Source organism: Cellulophaga sp. BC115SP, assembly GCF_009905545.1.
Classification (GTDB): domain Bacteria; phylum Bacteroidota; class Bacteroidia; order Cytophagales; family Spirosomataceae; genus Flectobacillus; species Flectobacillus rivi.
Genome location: NZ_JAAALB010000018.1, coordinates 65,744 through 82,082 on the forward strand (window position 1 = coordinate 65,744; position 16,339 = coordinate 82,082).

Genomic DNA, 16,339 nt, shown 5'->3' on the forward strand with positions numbered 1-16,339 from the left:
TTATGGATAAAAAAGCGAGCACATTAAGGTTTTGAATCCAAAAGATACGGGGTTCACCAATTTTTTTTGCAGAATTAGGCACACAAGTATCATTTTTTGACTGATTTATTTTTATTTGGTACGTTCCTTTAAAAATCATCTCATAAAAATTGCATTTAATCTATAAATAACACAGTTTCGTATCCTGATTTACCCTGAGGCATTTACCCGTAAAAATTGGATTTAGCAGAGATAAGAAACATACAACAGTATTATTAAAATGAAATATTTAATTGTTGGCTTAGGAAATATCGGCCCAGAATACTTATTCACTCGTCATAATATTGGCTTTATGGTCATCGACAAATTAGCCAATACCCATGAAGTAAAATACGATATGAGCCGCCTTGCCTACCATACCGAATTCAGACATAAAGGTAAACAAATTCACCTATTGAAGCCCACTACTTATATGAACCTAAGTGGAAAAGCGGTAAACTATTGGCTAAAAGACCTAAAAATAGAACCTGAGAATCTTCTAGTTATTACAGATGACATTGCTTTGCCTTATGGAAAAATGCGTTTAAAAACCAAAGGCTCACACGGTGGGCACAATGGTTTGAGAAACATTGAAGAGCTATTAGGTACACAACAATACAGCCGTTTGCGTATCGGTGTTGGGAGTGATTTTTCGAAGGGTCGACAAGCTGATTATGTATTAGGTAATTTTACGGATGAAGAAACAAGCTTTTTACCCGAGCATCTTGATAGAGCAAGTGAAATAGTACTTTCATTTTGTACTCAAGGCGTAAATCAAACGATGAACAAATACAATCAGTAATTGTACTTTTTAAAGAATTTTTCTATTTTCTCAAAAAGATACAATCAGAATATTCCAATAGTAATTTGCACAATTAACAAAATATTATTTTGGTATGCTTACCGACAATTACATCTTATACCCAACTATTCACTGATTTTGAAATAGTTATGACATAGTTAGCTTCGTAAATTGAAAAAAACATTTGGAGAATTAAAAAACTTTGCAGAAATTTGCATCATAGAACAACAGCAAAATAATTTGTACAAATCAACGATTAAACAAATTATTAAAAATGCGAAAGGTGACATAAAAAAGTTACAGGCGTCAAAAAATCAGTATGTAAATTATTACTAGAAAAATAGAACCAAACAGCGTCATTTTTCGTTTATTTTATAAGTAAAAATACTGAAAATAAAAATTTTTGTTGTGCCTTACAAAACCCATTTTGGAAAGGTTTTTGTAACTGTTAAAAGTAAGAAATTCGTAAGTCGATTATAGACTCAAAAATATTTTTTTCATAGTTAAATAGGTTTAGAGGTAAGACGAGAAAGGGCGTTTTCAATGGAGACGCCACTTTTTAATTCTCCTCCAAAAGCTATTCAAAGATTTTGGCGAAAAGCCACCGTTTTTTTCATAGTTAAATAGGTTTAGAGGTAAGACGGGAAAGGGCGTCTTCAATGAAGGCGCCACTTTTTAAAAACATTTACACTCAAAGTCGATTAGGTAGTAGCGAATGGGCAGATGGTTGCGATAAAGAGTTTTTGATTTTGTAAAAAGGTGCAGTTATTTTTCATAGTTAAATAGGTTTAGAGGTAAGATTTGAAAGGACATGGCTATTGGCTTCGTCCTTTTTTTGTTTTTATTCCCTTTAGTTTTACTCCATTTATTCGCAAAAATTATGACTTCATACCCAAAAAACATGTATATACATTAATTTTTCAAAACTCATCAAAAATATGCTCTTTGTATCAAATCGACACAATAAAAAAAATTTGTACAATTCTTAGTAAATTCCAATCGTTAGGTATATATTTGTATCAATTTTCATAGTTAAATAGGTTTAGAGGTTAAACAGATAAGGGCGGGAGCTTCTCCTGTCCTTATTTTTATTATACATTCTACATACTTCACAATTTGCAGACATATATGCAAATTATGCTAAGTCATGAATTTGACGGCTCAATAATTCATATTCCAATCTTTTGAATATCAAGAACTTTCCGTAAAAGCAAAAAAAAATCTGCCACTTTCGTAGCAGATTTTGAAAGACTTTTCTTGCAATTATCGTAAGTCTGAAATCGCAGCAAAATCCATATCGGTAAAGTCAAGATTTTCGCCAGCCATACCCCAAATAAATGAGTAATTAGTAGTACCCGCTCCTGAGTGAATAGACCAAGGTGGCGATACAATTGCTTGATGGTTGGCTACTAGCATGTGACGTGTTTCTTGTGGCTGTCCCATAAAATGGAAAACACGGTGCTCTTGTGGAACATCAAAGTACAAATACGCTTCCATACGACGATCATGCACGTGCGACGGCATTGTATTCCAAACGCTACCTTTGTTCAATACAGTAAGCCCCATTACGACCTGACAGCTCTGTAAACCATCTTTGTGGATATACTTATAAATCGTGCGCTCGTTTGAAGTTTCTAAGCTACCTAAAGCTACTGGAGAAGCCTCCTCTTTCGATAGTTTACTTGTAGGATATGCTTGGTGTGCTGGAGCCGACAAAATAAAGAAATTAGCAGGAGCAGTAGCATCTGCACTTTTGAAGGTTACCTTCTGAGAGCCTTTACCAATGTATAAGCAATCCAATTTTGACAATGCAAATACCTGACCGTCCACTTCGATTGAACCATCACCACCTACGTTGATGATACCAGCTTCTCTTCTTTCAAAAAAGTAAGTCGATTTTAGGTTATCATACGTTGGTAATTCCAATGCTTGTTCTACAGGCATTGCTCCCCCAATAATCACACGGTCGTAGTGCGTATAAACGAGCTGAATAGTATCAGCAACGAAGTTTTTCTCTACTAAAAAATTGTTTCTTAACGCTTGCGTATCGAAGCCCTTTGCCTCATTTGGGCTGATGGCATGAAGAATTTGCATATTACTTATTTGGTTTTAATAGACTAAGAGAATCCTTCCTCAAAAAGAATCTTGCCTTCTAAATCTACTTAGAAAGGCTAAAAGATTATTTCGAAAGAAAAACTCCGTACAATCATTTTATTTAAAAAGTACAATTTTAAGAAATCAGTTTATTGAAGAGTATTCATTCAATATAAGGTATATTAGGACTGATTGTGAAACGAATCTAAAAGGTTTTCAAACTTTCTCTTAGTATCTGAAAGAGTTTTTTTGTGCAATCGTTACCGTAAACGTTATCAAGTCAAACCTGCATCCTATTTTTAGCATACTCCACCCCTATTCTATTCACCTATCGATTCAGTTATTAGGCAAGCAATGTTCTTTTCTAAATGGATATCATAGTTTGGTTACAATCTTAAATAAGTACCATTTATCGTCCCATAACAACTGACAATAATCACTATTTTTCATACAAAAGGGTTACCTCTGTAGAGAGATAACCCTTTTGTATGATTAGCTATTGGTAAGAATCTTCTAGTTGATAGAAGCTCCACTCCAAACGTCTTTTGAAGGATATAAGAAAGCCAAAGAACCATCTTTGTCTTCCGCCATCAAAATCATCCCTTCAGATACCATTCCCATCATTGGGCGAGGTGCTAGGTTAGCCAAGAAAGTTACTTGCTTTCCAATCACATCCTCTGGAGAGAAATGCTCTGCAATACCACTCAAAATGGTGCGTTGCTTAAGCCCATCGTTCACTGTCAACTTCAATAGTTTCTTCGATTTTGCTACTTTCTCTGCGGCTTCGATTGTACCGATACGCAAATCCATTTTCGCAAAGTCATCGTACTGAATTGTATCTTTGATAGCCGAAACTTCTTTTCCTGCTAATTCATTCATTTTTTTAGCGTCTTGTAATTTTTGAATTTGTGCTTGAACAGTTGTGTCCTCAATTTTATCGAACAACAAACCAATTGACTCAATTGGACTTCCTGCTGTTAATAAATCCGCATTTCCTGCATCTGACCAGTTCAATCCAGATAAACCTAAGCCAGTGCTTAATTTAGCCGCCGTAAAAGGCATAAACGGCTCAGAAACGATTGATAAAGTTGCAGCAATTTGCAAACCGATATTCAAAATTGTACCTGTGCGTTCAACGTCAGTTTTGATTACCTTCCAAGGCTCGGTATCTGCTAAGTATTTGTTACCCAAACGTGCCACATCCATCACTAAAGCCAAAGCCTCACGGAATTTGTAGTTTGCAATAGCATCCCCAATTTTATTAGGCAACTCAGCCAAGGTATCTAATGTCTGACGGTCAAAATCAGTCAACTCGCCACGTGCAGGGATTTTTGAATCAAAATTCTTTTGCGTCAACACAAAGGCACGGTTAACAAAGTTTCCAAGAATACCTACCAATTCAGAGTTGTTACGTGTTTGGAAATCTCCCCAAGTAAAGTCTGAATCTTTTGTTTCAGGAGCAGAAGCCGCCAAGGCATATCGCAATACGTCTTGCTTGCCTTCAAACTCACGAAGGTACTCATGCAACCATACCGCCCAGTTACGTGACGTAGAGATTTTATCTCCTTCTAGGTTCATAAACTCATTGGCAGGTACGTTATCAGCCAAAATAAAGCGACCATCAGCCATACACATGGCAGGAAAAATCAAGCAGTGGAAAACGATATTGTCTTTACCAATAAAGTTTACCAAGCGAGTTTCAGGGTCTTGCCAATATTTTTGCCATTCGTCGGTCAATTCTTTGGTCATGGAGATATAACCAATCGGCGCATCAAACCATACATATAGCACTTTACCATCTGTATCAGGAAGCGGTACTTTTACACCCCAATCCAAGTCACGGGTCATAGCGCGAGGACGCAGACCGTCGTTCAACCAAGATTTTACTTGACCCAATACATTGGTTTTCCATTCTGGATGACTAGCGATATATTCCTCCAAAGCTGGTTGCATTTTGTCTAATGGCAAATACCAGTTTTTAGTCGGTTTCATCACAGGTTTTTCACCACTCAATGCTGAGCGAGGATTAATCAACTCAGTTGGAGATAGTGTTGAACCACATTTTTCGCACTGATCGCCGTAGGCATTTTCGTTACCACATTTTGGACAAGTACCTATGATATAACGGTCAGCCAAAAAGGTTTGAGCTTTTTCATCAAAATACTGTTCTGTAACTTCTTCAACAAATTGACCTTTGTCGTACAAATTTTTGAACATTTCTTGAGAAGTCTCATGATGCACTTTATTTGAAGTACGAGAATAGATATCAAAAGAAATCCCAAATTCCTCGAAAGAATCTTTGATGATTTTATAATACTTATCTACAACCTCTTGTGGTGTAATACCCTCCTTCTTCGCTTTGATCGTAATAGGTACACCATGCTCGTCGGTTCCAGAAACGAATTTTACATCGTGACCGATTGAACGTAGGAATCTAACATAAATATCTGCTGGCAAATAACAGCCTGCAATATGCCCAATATGGATAGGACCATTGGCATAAATCAAGGCAGCTGTTACGGTCGTTCTTTTAAATTGCTTTGTCATTATATAAACGGAAGAGTCGTTTTCTCTTCTTAAGTTTTTGATTCAAAATTTCGGGCAAAATTACGAATAATTTACACGCTATATGCCGTAGGCGTTAGGCAAAATAAGATTTAAGTGGTCTGGCAATAGGCATTAGGCAAATAGTTTTTAGATAACCACAGATTAATATTACTGAATGCCGATAGCTGAAAGCCGACTGCCTAATATGTTATGTACTCATATTTACGCCTTTCTTTCAATGTCTCTTAAGTTCTCCATTTTCTTATTTCTCAAGAAACCATTAATGTCTTCCAGGTGCTCTTTTACACGTTTGTTGCCAAACTCGAAAACTTTAGTAGCCAAACCATCCAAGAAATCTCGGTCGTGAGAAATTAAGATAATTGTACCTTCAAATGCCTTAAGAGCTTCTTTCAAAATATCCTTGGTTTTAAGGTCAAGGTGGTTGGTAGGTTCATCCAGAATCAACAAGTTTACTGGCTCCAACAACAACTTAATCATAGCCAAACGAGTTCTTTCTCCTCCTGAAAGTACTTTTACTTTCTTCTCGATAGCGTCGCCACTAAACATAAATGCTCCGAGGATATCCTTGATTTTGGTACGAATCTCTCCTACCGCAATATTATCAATCGTTTGAAACACTGATAATTCTCCATCCAATAAAGCCGCTTGATTCTGAGCAAAATAACCAATCATCGAGTTATGACCGATTTTCAAATCACCCTCGTGTTCGATTTCGTTCATAATTGCTTTGACGAAAGTTGATTTACCTTCCCCATTTTTCCCTACAAAAGCTACTTTTTCGCCTCTTTCGATAGTCATCGAAACATCTTTGAATACCAAATAGTCGTCATAGCTTTTCGCAACACCCTCTGCAATTACAGGATAGTTACCCGAACGTGGCGCTGGAGGGAATTTCAAGTTCAACGCTGATGTATCAACTTCATCAACCTGAACAATATCCAATTTCTCCAACATCTTCACACGTGATTGTACCTGTAAAGTTTTTGAATATGTACCTTTAAAACGTTCGATAAACTCTGTCGTTTCAGCAATCATTTTTTGCTGTTCATTAAACGCTTTTTGTTGTTGCTCCAAACGCTCTTTACGCAATTGTTGGTATTGAGTATAATTTACTTTATAGTCATAAATTTTACCCATTGTCAACTCAATGGTACGGTTGGTAATATTATCGACAAACGCTCTATCGTGAGAAATTACGATTACCGCTTTGGCGCTATTCAACAAAAAGTCCTCAAGCCATTGAATCGACTCGATGTCCATGTGGTTGGTTGGCTCATCTAGCAAAATCAAATCAGGATTTTGAAGTAAAATTTTTGCCAACTCAATACGCATACGCCAGCCACCACTAAATTCGCTAGTTTGGCGTTGAAAATCTGAACGAAGGAAACCTAAGCCCAACAAGATTTTTTCAACCTCCGCATCATAATTGATTTCTTCAATAGAGTAATATTTTTCACTAACCTCCGAAACACGCTCGATAATCGCCATGTATTCGTCAGATTCGTAATCAGTGCGAGTTTCGAGTTGGTGATTTAGCTCATCGATTTCGGCCTTCATACTCAACACATTTGAAAATGCTTTTGAAGTTTCTTCAAATACCGTTGAGTTGTCTTCCGTCAACAAATGTTGAGGCAAATAAGCGATAACAGCATCAGCTGGCTTCGAGATTTTACCACGCGTTGGCTTGTCAACACCCGCAATAATTTTCAACAAAGTGGATTTACCAGCTCCGTTTTTGCCCATCAAGGCGATTTTATCTTTTTCGTTGACGTTGAATGTTACATCACCAAATAGCGCACGACCGCCAAACTCTACTGTTACGTTATCTACAGAAATCATATATAAAAAATAGCCCGTTTTCGTTTTTAGCTATTGCCTTTTGAAGTTGTTATGTGTATCGAGAAAATTCTAGCACACAAAGATAAGGCTGATTTATGAATTCTTTGGGAGAAAAGACTTCCGAATTGAAAGTATTCTTTTGAGGGTTGGTTTATGAGCCTACTACGTAACAGTTCTGAAAAAGCGTAGGTTTGTTTGATAAAAACCCTTGACAATCAAATTGGAAATACTTATCTTTGCACCTCAATTATCATTAAGGCAATAAACAAACAAACAATATGCTGATTATCAACGTAAAAGAAAACGAGTCAATCGACAAAGCTCTTAAAAGATTCAAGAAAAAATTCGAAAAAACTGGTGTAGTTAAAGAACTTCGTAGACGTATGGCATTCGAAAAGCCATCTGTTGAGCGTCGTACTGAAGTAATTCGTGCTTCATACAAGCAAAAAATGTACGGTAACTTAGAGTCTTAATTAACGTTTGATTTCATTTCATAATGTTATCATTTAATCGCGAATTAAGCCGATAACCGTTCAGCATTCATAAAAAATTGACTATCTTTAGAATCATGAATTCAGAGATAGTCAATTTTTTTTTAGCCTACATACAACACGAAAAACGTTGTAGCGATCACACCACTACGGCTTATCGCAATGATATGTCGCAGTTTAGTCATTACCTTGCCAATACCTACGATTTTCATCATCCTCAACTTGCCGACCACCAAATGATTCGTTCGTGGGTGGTATCTCTTTCGGAAGCCAAACTCGACAGTCGTTCGATTAATCGAAAAGTGGCTACGCTTCGCAGTTTTTATAAATTTTTACTTTTCAAGAAAATCATTGACCAAGACCCTATGCGTAAGGTTGTGGCCATGAAAACAGCCAAGAATATTCCTACGTTTGTAAGAGAAAGCGAGATGGAAATGCTATTGGATCAAGTTGAATTTCCAGAAGATTTTGAGGGTGTTCGTGACAAACTCATCATGGAATTACTCTACGGTTCGGGTATTCGTCTGTCAGAACTTATTGAGTTGGAAGTAAAAGACATTGATTTTTACCAACACACAATTAAGGTTTTAGGAAAAAGAAATAAAGAAAGGATTGTGCCTATTCATGCCAATCTCTCAGCACAGATAAAGGAATATATTGAAATAAGAGATAGAGAAGGTTTTCAACATCATTTGTTGATTGTAAGCAATAAAGGCGAACAAGGTTATCCTGTGATGATTCAACGAATTGTCAAAAAATATCTGTCTTTGGTCACGAGCTTAACCAAAAAATCCCCTCACGTATTGCGTCACTCTTATGCCACCCATTTGTTGAATAATGGCGCCGATTTAACGGCCATTAAGGATTTGATGGGACATACATCCTTGGCTGCCACGCAAGTATATACCCATAACTCAATGGAAAAACTGAAAAAGATATATGAGCAGGCGCATCCGAAAGCCTAATTTAGTGAGTTGTGATTAAGGAAATGAGTGATTATTTTTTATCTAAGTCGTTTACTAGTTCAAGACTCTTGGGCTTATTTTTTAAAACAGTTTACAAACTGAAGTAAATAGCAGTCCGAGACAAAGTCCCGAACTAGAAAAGCGGTCGAAAAACAAATTTCGACCGCTTTTCTAGTTAATGACATAGCTGTAGACGCAAGGCATTGCGTCTCTACTGATATAATGAATGTTAAAACAATCACTCATGCACTCAATCACAAATCACTCAATACTATTCTTCGTCTTCAAATTTGAAGTTATCCAAGTCGAACAACGAATCAGTCAAGTCTTTGAATTGTAGACCTTGGTCGAGGGTTTTCTTTGAAATCATTGAGAATTCTGAAAGTCCGTGCAATACAAACTCCATCATAAATAATTTTTCACGACCTTCGAATGTTGGATATATTTTTTCTACCAGTTCATCCAAGCCATCAATAGTTCTCAATCTTGATGAATAATCAGCATCGGAACTATCGTTGAAAATATCAATAATGTTGCCATCCATAAACCAGTCGATAATTGGTTTGTATGGATTTTTACCAGCTTTGTCTTTCGCCAACTTTTTGATTTTCTCAGGATCTGGGAAGAAGTTCAAAAACTGCGCACGAATAGCTTTACCAACTAAGTTTTGTGCCACGATTACTGGGCCTTCTACTTCGCCTTCATACACTAACTCAACCTTACCACAAACCGCAGGAATCACGCCTACTAAATCGGCAACACGCACATAAGTTTTTTCTTCTCCACTCAATAATGCACGACGCTCAGCAGCAGAAATAAGGTTTTCATAAGCCGAGATAGTCATCCTTGCCGATACACCAGATTTGGCATCTACGTACTCTGATTGACGGGCTTCGAAAGCAATTTGTTCAATCAAATCCTCAATTAAGGCATTTGTTGTAACTAATTCTTCTTGCTCAGGTTTGATATTGGCTTCCTGCAAAGTAATACGCTTACCGATTTCTAAAGTCTTAGGATAGTGTGTTACAATTTGAGAATCAATACGGTCTTTGAGTGGTGTTACGATTGAACCGCGGTTGGTATAATCCTCAGGGTTGGCTGTAAATACAAACTGGATATCCAAAGGCAAACGCAATTTGAATCCACGAATTTGAATATCACCTTCTTGTAAAATATTAAACAAAGAAACCTGAATACGAGCCTGTAAATCAGGCAATTCATTAATTACAAAAATTCCACGATGCGAACGAGGAATCAAACCAAAGTGAATTACACGTTCGTCAGAATATGGTAATTTTAATGTTGCAGCTTTAATTGGGTCGGCATCACCAATAAGGTCAGCAACAGATACATCTGGAGTGGCTAATTTTTCGGTATAGCGGTCGTCACGATGCAACCATGAGATAGGTGTAGCGTCACCTTTTTCTGTAATCAAATCTTTGGCATAGCGTGATAAAGGCTGTAAAGGGTCGTCATTTAGTTCTGAGCCTTCTACGACTGGGACATATTCGTCCAAGAGATTGACCATCAAACGAGCAATACGAGTTTTGGCTTGTCCACGCAAACCCAATAAGTTGATATGATGTTGCGAAAGAATAGCACGTTCGATATCTGGAATTACAGTATCTTCATATCCCCAAATTCCATCAAATACTTTTTCTTTATTTTTAATCTTTTGAATCAAGTTATCTCGTAATTCTTGTTTAATAGATTTTACTTGATAGCCTGCATTTTTTAATTCGCCAAGGGTTTTGATAGCTAGCAATTGTGTTGCTGAAAGATTTCTGTAAGACATAAATTATTGTTGATTTTGGGATCTAGGCGAATTTTCAATCGATTTCCAAAGGATTCCGCTATAATTCGACCACTTATTTATCTAATTCTGCCGTTCACATACATTTAAGTGCGGCGATACTTAACATTCGGTAATTTTGAAAGGTAGTAACCTCTTTATCTAAAATTCAAAATGAAGCTCCTTTCTGCTTAATCTCAACCTAGCAAGCCTCTGCTTTCGAGCAGGGGCTTTTTATCTGACATCCTTCCTACGATTTCGTTGATAGTCTTCAAAGATAAATTCTCCCAAACCCTTCAAAGAAGAGTAATAGGCACGACCATTGTTGGTTTTAGTAAACTCTTGTACAAATTCTTTGAGATACTGGTCTCGCGCAATCATAAAAGTTGTTACTGGAATTTTCAAACGACGGCACTGAGCAGCGAGGGTGAGGGTTTTGTTCAGAATCTTTTTATCCAAACCAAAGCTATTTTTATAATATCGAATACCTTCTTTTAAACAAGTAGGTTTGCCATCGGTAATCATAAAAATCTGTTTGTTTTTGTTTTTTCTTCTACGCAACAAGTCCATCGCTAATTCTAAGCCAGCTACGGTATTGGTATGATAAGGACCCACTTCCAGATAAGGTAAATCCTTTACCTGAATCTGCCAAGCGTCGTTGCCAAATACAATTACATCGAGGGTATCTTTGGGATATTTGGTCATAATGAGCTCCGAAAGCGCCATAGCGACCTTTTTGGCAGGCGTAATTCTGTCTTCTCCGTACAAAATCATTGAGTGTGAAATATCAATCATCAACACCGTAGAGGTTTGAGCTTTATATTCCTTATCCATGATTTCGAGGTCATTTTCGGTCAACATAAAGTTCTCGAAACCGTTATTGATTTGAGCATTTCGGATAGACTCCGTCATGGCAATTTGTTCTAAAGAATCACCAAATTGAAACTCTCGACGATCGGTATTCATTTCGTCGCCCGTGCCTTGATAGGGCGTACGGTGATTACCAGAATTACCAGTCTTTTTGAGTTTACCAAAAATCTCATCTAAAGATTGTTTACGAATACTTTGCTCACCTTTGGCTGAAAGGACTTGAGCTTGTTGACCGTTTTCGTCTTTTTCTTCGCGGATATATCCTTTTTCTTTGAGGTCTTCAATAAAATCGGCAATACCGTAAGAGTCGTCTGTAAGGTTGTATTGTTTGTCGAGTTGGGTAAGCCAAGCCAGTGCCTCAGAGACATCGCCTGAGGTCATAGTGACCAATTGGTTAAAAATATCTAACAATTGGTCGAACTTAGCTTTTTTCCCTTCTTCTTGTTCTTGAGGAACAAATTCAGAAAAGCGGTATCCGAGCATGCGTGTTTTAGAGCTAGTTGAAGGTTTTAAAAAAGGTAAAATTGAACACCGACACATCGGACTGTTCGAAATTCTATAATTATAAAACAAATTTTTACGCATTGAGGTTTCCAGAATTTAACTTCTGAAATAGGCATAAAGCAAAATATTTTAGTTAGGCATAAGATTTAATCATTTATTTATACCGTTATTTTACTATTTAGCAGGAAAAATATTCTATTTGCCCCCTAAAATCCCCAAAGATTATTCTTGGAAAAGCTTTCCGAAAGGTCAAATCATATCAAGGCTTTATCTATATTTGTACTCCATTATAAACATTTAAACTGCTGTTGTAAAGCAGAAGCGTGCTTTTTAAGAGGCTTTTACACCAACTTATCAAGCAGCATCTTTACCAAAATATGAAAGTATTAAAATTCGGAGGAACGTCTTGTGGAACCGTTGATAGTATTCAATCAGTTCTAAGCATCATCAAGGGAAACCTTGAAAAAGGAGAAAAAATCGCCGTTGTATTTTCGGCAATGGGTGGAGTAACCAATCAACTTATTGAAACAGGCAAAAGAGCTTCTGTAAGTGATTTAAGTTATTTTGACCTTGTAAAAGCTATCGAGGAGCGCCATTTCAATGTAGTTAGAGCACTTATCGATGTAAAAGCTCAATCAAAAGTATTTGCCAATATCCGAACGATTATCAACGAGCTTGAGGATTTATTGAAAGGGGTATCGTTGATTCGTGAGATTTCTTCTCGAACGGCTGATTTAATCGTAAGTTTTGGAGAACGTCTTTCGACTACCCTCATTTATGAAATTCTTCATGCACAAGGCGTAGATTGTCAGTTTTTGGACGCCCGCAAGGTGATTCGTACCAACGATAGCTTTGGCATGGCAGAGGTGGATTTTGATACAACAAATCGTTTGATTCAAGAACATTTTGCCAAAACCAAATCACTACAATTAATTACAGGTTTTATTGGTTCGACGGACAAAGGCGAAACTACGACTTTAGGACGTGGGGGGTCTGACTATACAGGTTCAATATTCGGAGCAGCACTCAACTCGGAGGAAATCGAAATTTGGACAGATGTAGACGGCATGATGACCGCCGACCCACGTAAAGTAAAAAATGCTTTTACGATTCCTACCATTACCTATTCGGAGGCAATGGAGCTTACACATTTTGGTGCCAAGGTGATTTATCCACCTTCGTTGCAACCAGCATTTGCCAAAAATATTCCCATTCGTGTACTCAATACCTTCAACCCTAGCTTTATTGGCACAGTTGTAAGTCGCCAAGCCGAGCCAAGCGAGTATATTATTACAGGTATTAGTTCGATTGATAACCTTGCCTTGGTAAATCTTCAAGGTTCAGGGATGATTGGTGTGGCTGGGGTTTCAGGAAAGCTGTTTACGATTCTAGCAAAACATAAAATATCAGTGGTATTGATTTCTCAGGCTTCGTCTGAGCACTCAATTTGTTTTGCCATCGACCCACAATATTCGCAACAAGTACGTCAAATTTTGGAAACAGAATTTGCGAGTGAAATTGCCATTGGAGATATTGAAGGAGTAGATATCCAAGAAAACCTTTCGGTAATCGCTGTTGTCGGCGAAGGTATGCGTCATCATACAGGGGTGAGTGGTAAACTTTTCTCAGTATTGGGTAAAAATGGTATCAACATCGTGGCTACTGCACAAGGTTCTTCTGAGCTGAATATATCGGTAGTTATTGAGAAAAAAGATATTTCAAAAGCACTCAATGTTATCCATGATACTTTCTTTTTCTCTCAAGTCAAAACTCTCAACTTATTCTTGGTTGGTACAGGTTTGATAGGAAAGGCGCTTTTAAACCAATTGAAAGGACAAGCTAATTATTTGTCAAAATATCGTGGTTTGAAAGTAAATCTAGTTGGTGTGATGAATTCCAGAAAAATGCTCGTAACAAGCGATGGCATTTCGATGGATTCGTGGCAAGAAACCTTAGATGCCATGGGTAAGCCCGCAGAACTTTGGGCTTTTGTAGAGGAAGCCAAACGCTTGAATTTACCAAACTCCGTATTTGCAGATTGTACTGCCGATAAAACGATTCATAATTATTACCTAGGTTTGTTTGAATCTAATATCTCAGTGGTGACGCCAAACAAAGTAGCCAACTCTGGACGATACGAAGATTACGCCTTATTACACAGAACCGTGTTGAAAAAAGGCGTCAAATTCTTGTACGAAACCAACGTAGGTGCAGGTTTGCCAGTCATCAACACTTTGCAAGGTTTGATAGCTTCGGGCGATAGATTCGAGAAAATCGAAGGAGTGCTTTCAGGTACGCTTTCATATATCTTTAATAACTTCAAAAAAGGTGTCAAATTTGCTGACATCGTTCGTGAAGCCAAAGTAAAAGGTTACACCGAGCCAGATCCTCGCGAAGATTTGAGTGGTATGGATGTAGCTCGTAAGATTTTGATTTTGGGTCGTGAAATCGGACTAAGATTAGAACCAGAAGACGTAACCATTTTAAAATTATTACCAGAAAATTGTGAAAAAGCCCCAACTGTAGAAGACTTTTTCAACGAACTGGAAGTATCCAATAGTTATTTTGAAACAATGGTTGACGAAGCCGAAGCCAAAGGCGAAGTACTTCGTTTTATCGCAACACTCGAAGACAATAAAATTACGATTGGGGTAAAAAGCATCGGCAAAACGCATCCATTCTATATGATGGATGGCGCCGACAACGTAATTTCATTTACCACCAAACGTTACCACGACCGTCCATTGGTCATCAAAGGACCAGGCGCAGGTGCAGAAGTAACCGCTTCAGGGGTATTTGCCGATATTGTTGCAATAGGAAGCTATTTGGCGTAAAGTTCAACCTCCATAAACCATGAATGATTCAATAAAAGTATTCGCCCCAGCTACGGTTGCTAATGTAGCTTGTGGTTTTGATATATTTGGCTTTGCGGTAGACAATCCTGGCGATGAGCTAGTATTGCGCAAAACTGATTTGAAAGGCGTAAAGATTAATAAAATCGAAGGTGACGAAGGTCGTTTACCTTTGGACGCTAGCAAAAATACGGCTGGTATCGCCATTATCAAGTTCCTAGAAGCCATCGGTGCCGAATCGCAAGGTTTTGAAATGGACTTGAAAAAATTGATGCCATTAGGTTCTGGATTAGGCTCTTCGGCAGCTTCTTCGGTAGCTGGTGTATTTGCAGCAAATGAGTTGTTGGGTCGCCCTTTGGCGCAAAAAGACCTATTGCCTTTTGCCATGGAAGGTGAGTTTATTGCTTGTGGCTCGGCACACGCCGACAATGTTGGACCAAGTTTGATGGGTGGATTTACGGTAATTCGTAGCTACGACCCACTGGATATAATTCAACTTCGTACGCCCAAGGAGCTATACGCCACCATTGTTCACCCACATATCGAGGTAAATACAAAGGATGCTCGTAATATCTTAAAGCGTGAGATTTCTTTGAAAAAGACCATCACCCAAATGGGTAATGTGGCTGGTTTGGTAGCAGGTTTGATGCTTCCTGATTATGATTTGATTTCTCGCTCGCTGGTTGACGTAATCATTGAACCAGTTCGTGCGATTTTGATACCACAATTTGATGTTGTCAAAAATGCTGCTCTTGAAAATGGAGCGCTTGGCTGCTCTATTTCTGGTTCAGGACCTTCGATGTTTGCTTTATCAAAAGACTTTGACACGGCACAAAAAGTTGGCAGAGCTATGCAAGAAGGTTTTTCAAAAGTAGGTATCGATTCTGATTGTTATGTTTCTGGCATCAACCAAGCAGGTCCAGTGGTAATAGGCTAGATTAGTAATTTATGAGTGCATGAGTGATTATATAAGAATTTGCATTCTTGCTGTAGAGGCGCAATGATTTGCATCTTACATCAAACACTATAGTATAAAAAAAGCGGTCGAAAATTGTTTTTCGACCGCTTTTTTTATGAATAGTTATCAAGTTATAGTAATTTCCAAAATCAGAATGATTCATTTTTGCTCGAACACAAAAAAGTAATATATTACCGACAAAAACACTTTTATCCTTTTTTGAATATCTTGGAAAATAAGATAGCTAACGATATTCCGAGTAATACCCCAATAAAATCTGCAAGAACATCGGCTAAATCATACGCTCGATGAAATGATACTGGCAATAAATACTGCATTATCTCTATTCCATATCCAAACAAAGCTCCTCCTATCATAACTCCTAACGTTGATGAATAAGCATACATTGTTAAAAACGCCCATGCACCAAATGCTATGAAATGCTGTGTTTTATCATAAAAATTGAGAGAATGAGGTATTTCTTTTGAAGGTATAGCACAAAGTACAATAATTAGTCCTCCACATAGCCACGACCACACTTTTTGTTTTAACAGTTTATCAATCAGTATCATATTGTATAAATTAA

Annotated in this window: 11 protein-coding genes; 5 read left to right on the forward strand and 6 right to left on the reverse strand. The window is 37.6% G+C overall.

Features of this window, described 5'->3' with window-relative positions; translation table 11 throughout:
- Positions 1-259 precede the first annotated feature (259 nt).
- Entirely contained in the window at positions 260-820 is a 561-nt protein-coding gene (pth, locus tag GVN22_RS14775) for an aminoacyl-tRNA hydrolase (RefSeq protein ID WP_166551779.1), read from the forward strand.
- Between the two features lie 1,263 nt (positions 821-2,083).
- On the opposite strand, the gene kduI is transcribed toward pth, so the two are convergent.
- The 3 genes from kduI to GVN22_RS14790 form a co-directional block, all read right to left on the reverse strand.
- The gene (gene kduI / locus GVN22_RS14780; RefSeq protein ID WP_166551780.1) at positions 2,084-2,914 is read right to left on the reverse strand and encodes a 5-dehydro-4-deoxy-D-glucuronate isomerase; all 831 of its coding nucleotides are present in this window, start codon (positions 2,912-2,914) and stop codon (positions 2,084-2,086) included.
- A 513-nt stretch (positions 2,915-3,427) separates the two neighbouring features.
- Positions 3,428-5,461 carry a methionine--tRNA ligase gene (metG, locus tag GVN22_RS14785; RefSeq protein WP_166551781.1) on the reverse strand — a complete coding sequence of 678 codons (2,034 nt, stop codon included), beginning with the start codon at positions 5,459-5,461 and terminating at the stop codon, positions 3,428-3,430.
- A gap of 222 nt (positions 5,462-5,683) precedes the next feature.
- Entirely contained in the window at positions 5,684-7,321 is a 1,638-nt protein-coding gene (locus GVN22_RS14790; protein WP_166551782.1) for an ABC-F family ATP-binding cassette domain-containing protein, read from the reverse strand.
- A gap of 278 nt (positions 7,322-7,599) precedes the next feature.
- Here GVN22_RS14790 and rpsU point away from each other — a divergent pair, with 278 nt between their 5' ends.
- Both rpsU and GVN22_RS14800 read left to right on the forward strand, forming a co-directional pair.
- The gene (rpsU, locus tag GVN22_RS14795; protein WP_095160389.1) at positions 7,600-7,794 is read left to right on the forward strand and encodes a 30S ribosomal protein S21; all 195 of its coding nucleotides are present in this window, start codon (positions 7,600-7,602) and stop codon (positions 7,792-7,794) included.
- Between the two features lie 95 nt (positions 7,795-7,889).
- On the forward strand, positions 7,890-8,777 hold the full coding sequence (locus tag GVN22_RS14800) for a tyrosine-type recombinase/integrase (protein ID WP_166551783.1): 888 nt from the start codon (positions 7,890-7,892) through the stop codon (positions 8,775-8,777).
- Positions 8,778-9,048: 271 nt separating this feature from the next.
- Here GVN22_RS14800 and GVN22_RS14805 read toward each other — a convergent pair whose 3' ends face one another.
- Together GVN22_RS14805 and GVN22_RS14810 are read right to left on the reverse strand one after the other, a co-directional pair.
- A complete protein-coding gene (locus GVN22_RS14805; RefSeq protein ID WP_166551784.1) occupies positions 9,049-10,572 on the reverse strand; it encodes a sigma 54-interacting transcriptional regulator in 1,524 nt (507 codons plus the stop codon).
- Between the two features lie 231 nt (positions 10,573-10,803).
- On the reverse strand, positions 10,804-11,922 hold the full coding sequence (locus tag GVN22_RS14810) for a VWA domain-containing protein (protein WP_166551785.1): 1,119 nt from the start codon (positions 11,920-11,922) through the stop codon (positions 10,804-10,806).
- A gap of 398 nt (positions 11,923-12,320) precedes the next feature.
- Between GVN22_RS14810 and thrA the strand changes: the two genes are divergently transcribed.
- Both thrA and GVN22_RS14820 read left to right on the forward strand, forming a co-directional pair.
- Positions 12,321-14,777, forward strand: a complete 2,457-nt coding sequence (gene thrA / locus GVN22_RS14815) for a bifunctional aspartate kinase/homoserine dehydrogenase I (RefSeq protein ID WP_166551786.1) — start codon at positions 12,321-12,323, stop codon at positions 14,775-14,777.
- A gap of 19 nt (positions 14,778-14,796) precedes the next feature.
- Positions 14,797-15,732: a homoserine kinase gene (locus tag GVN22_RS14820; protein ID WP_166551787.1), complete on the forward strand. Its 936-nt coding sequence runs from the start codon at positions 14,797-14,799 to the stop codon at positions 15,730-15,732.
- Positions 15,733-15,962: 230 nt separating this feature from the next.
- On the opposite strand, the gene GVN22_RS14825 is transcribed toward GVN22_RS14820, so the two are convergent.
- Entirely contained in the window at positions 15,963-16,325 is a 363-nt protein-coding gene (locus GVN22_RS14825; protein ID WP_166551788.1) for a VanZ family protein, read from the reverse strand.
- Positions 16,326-16,339 lie beyond the last annotated feature (14 nt).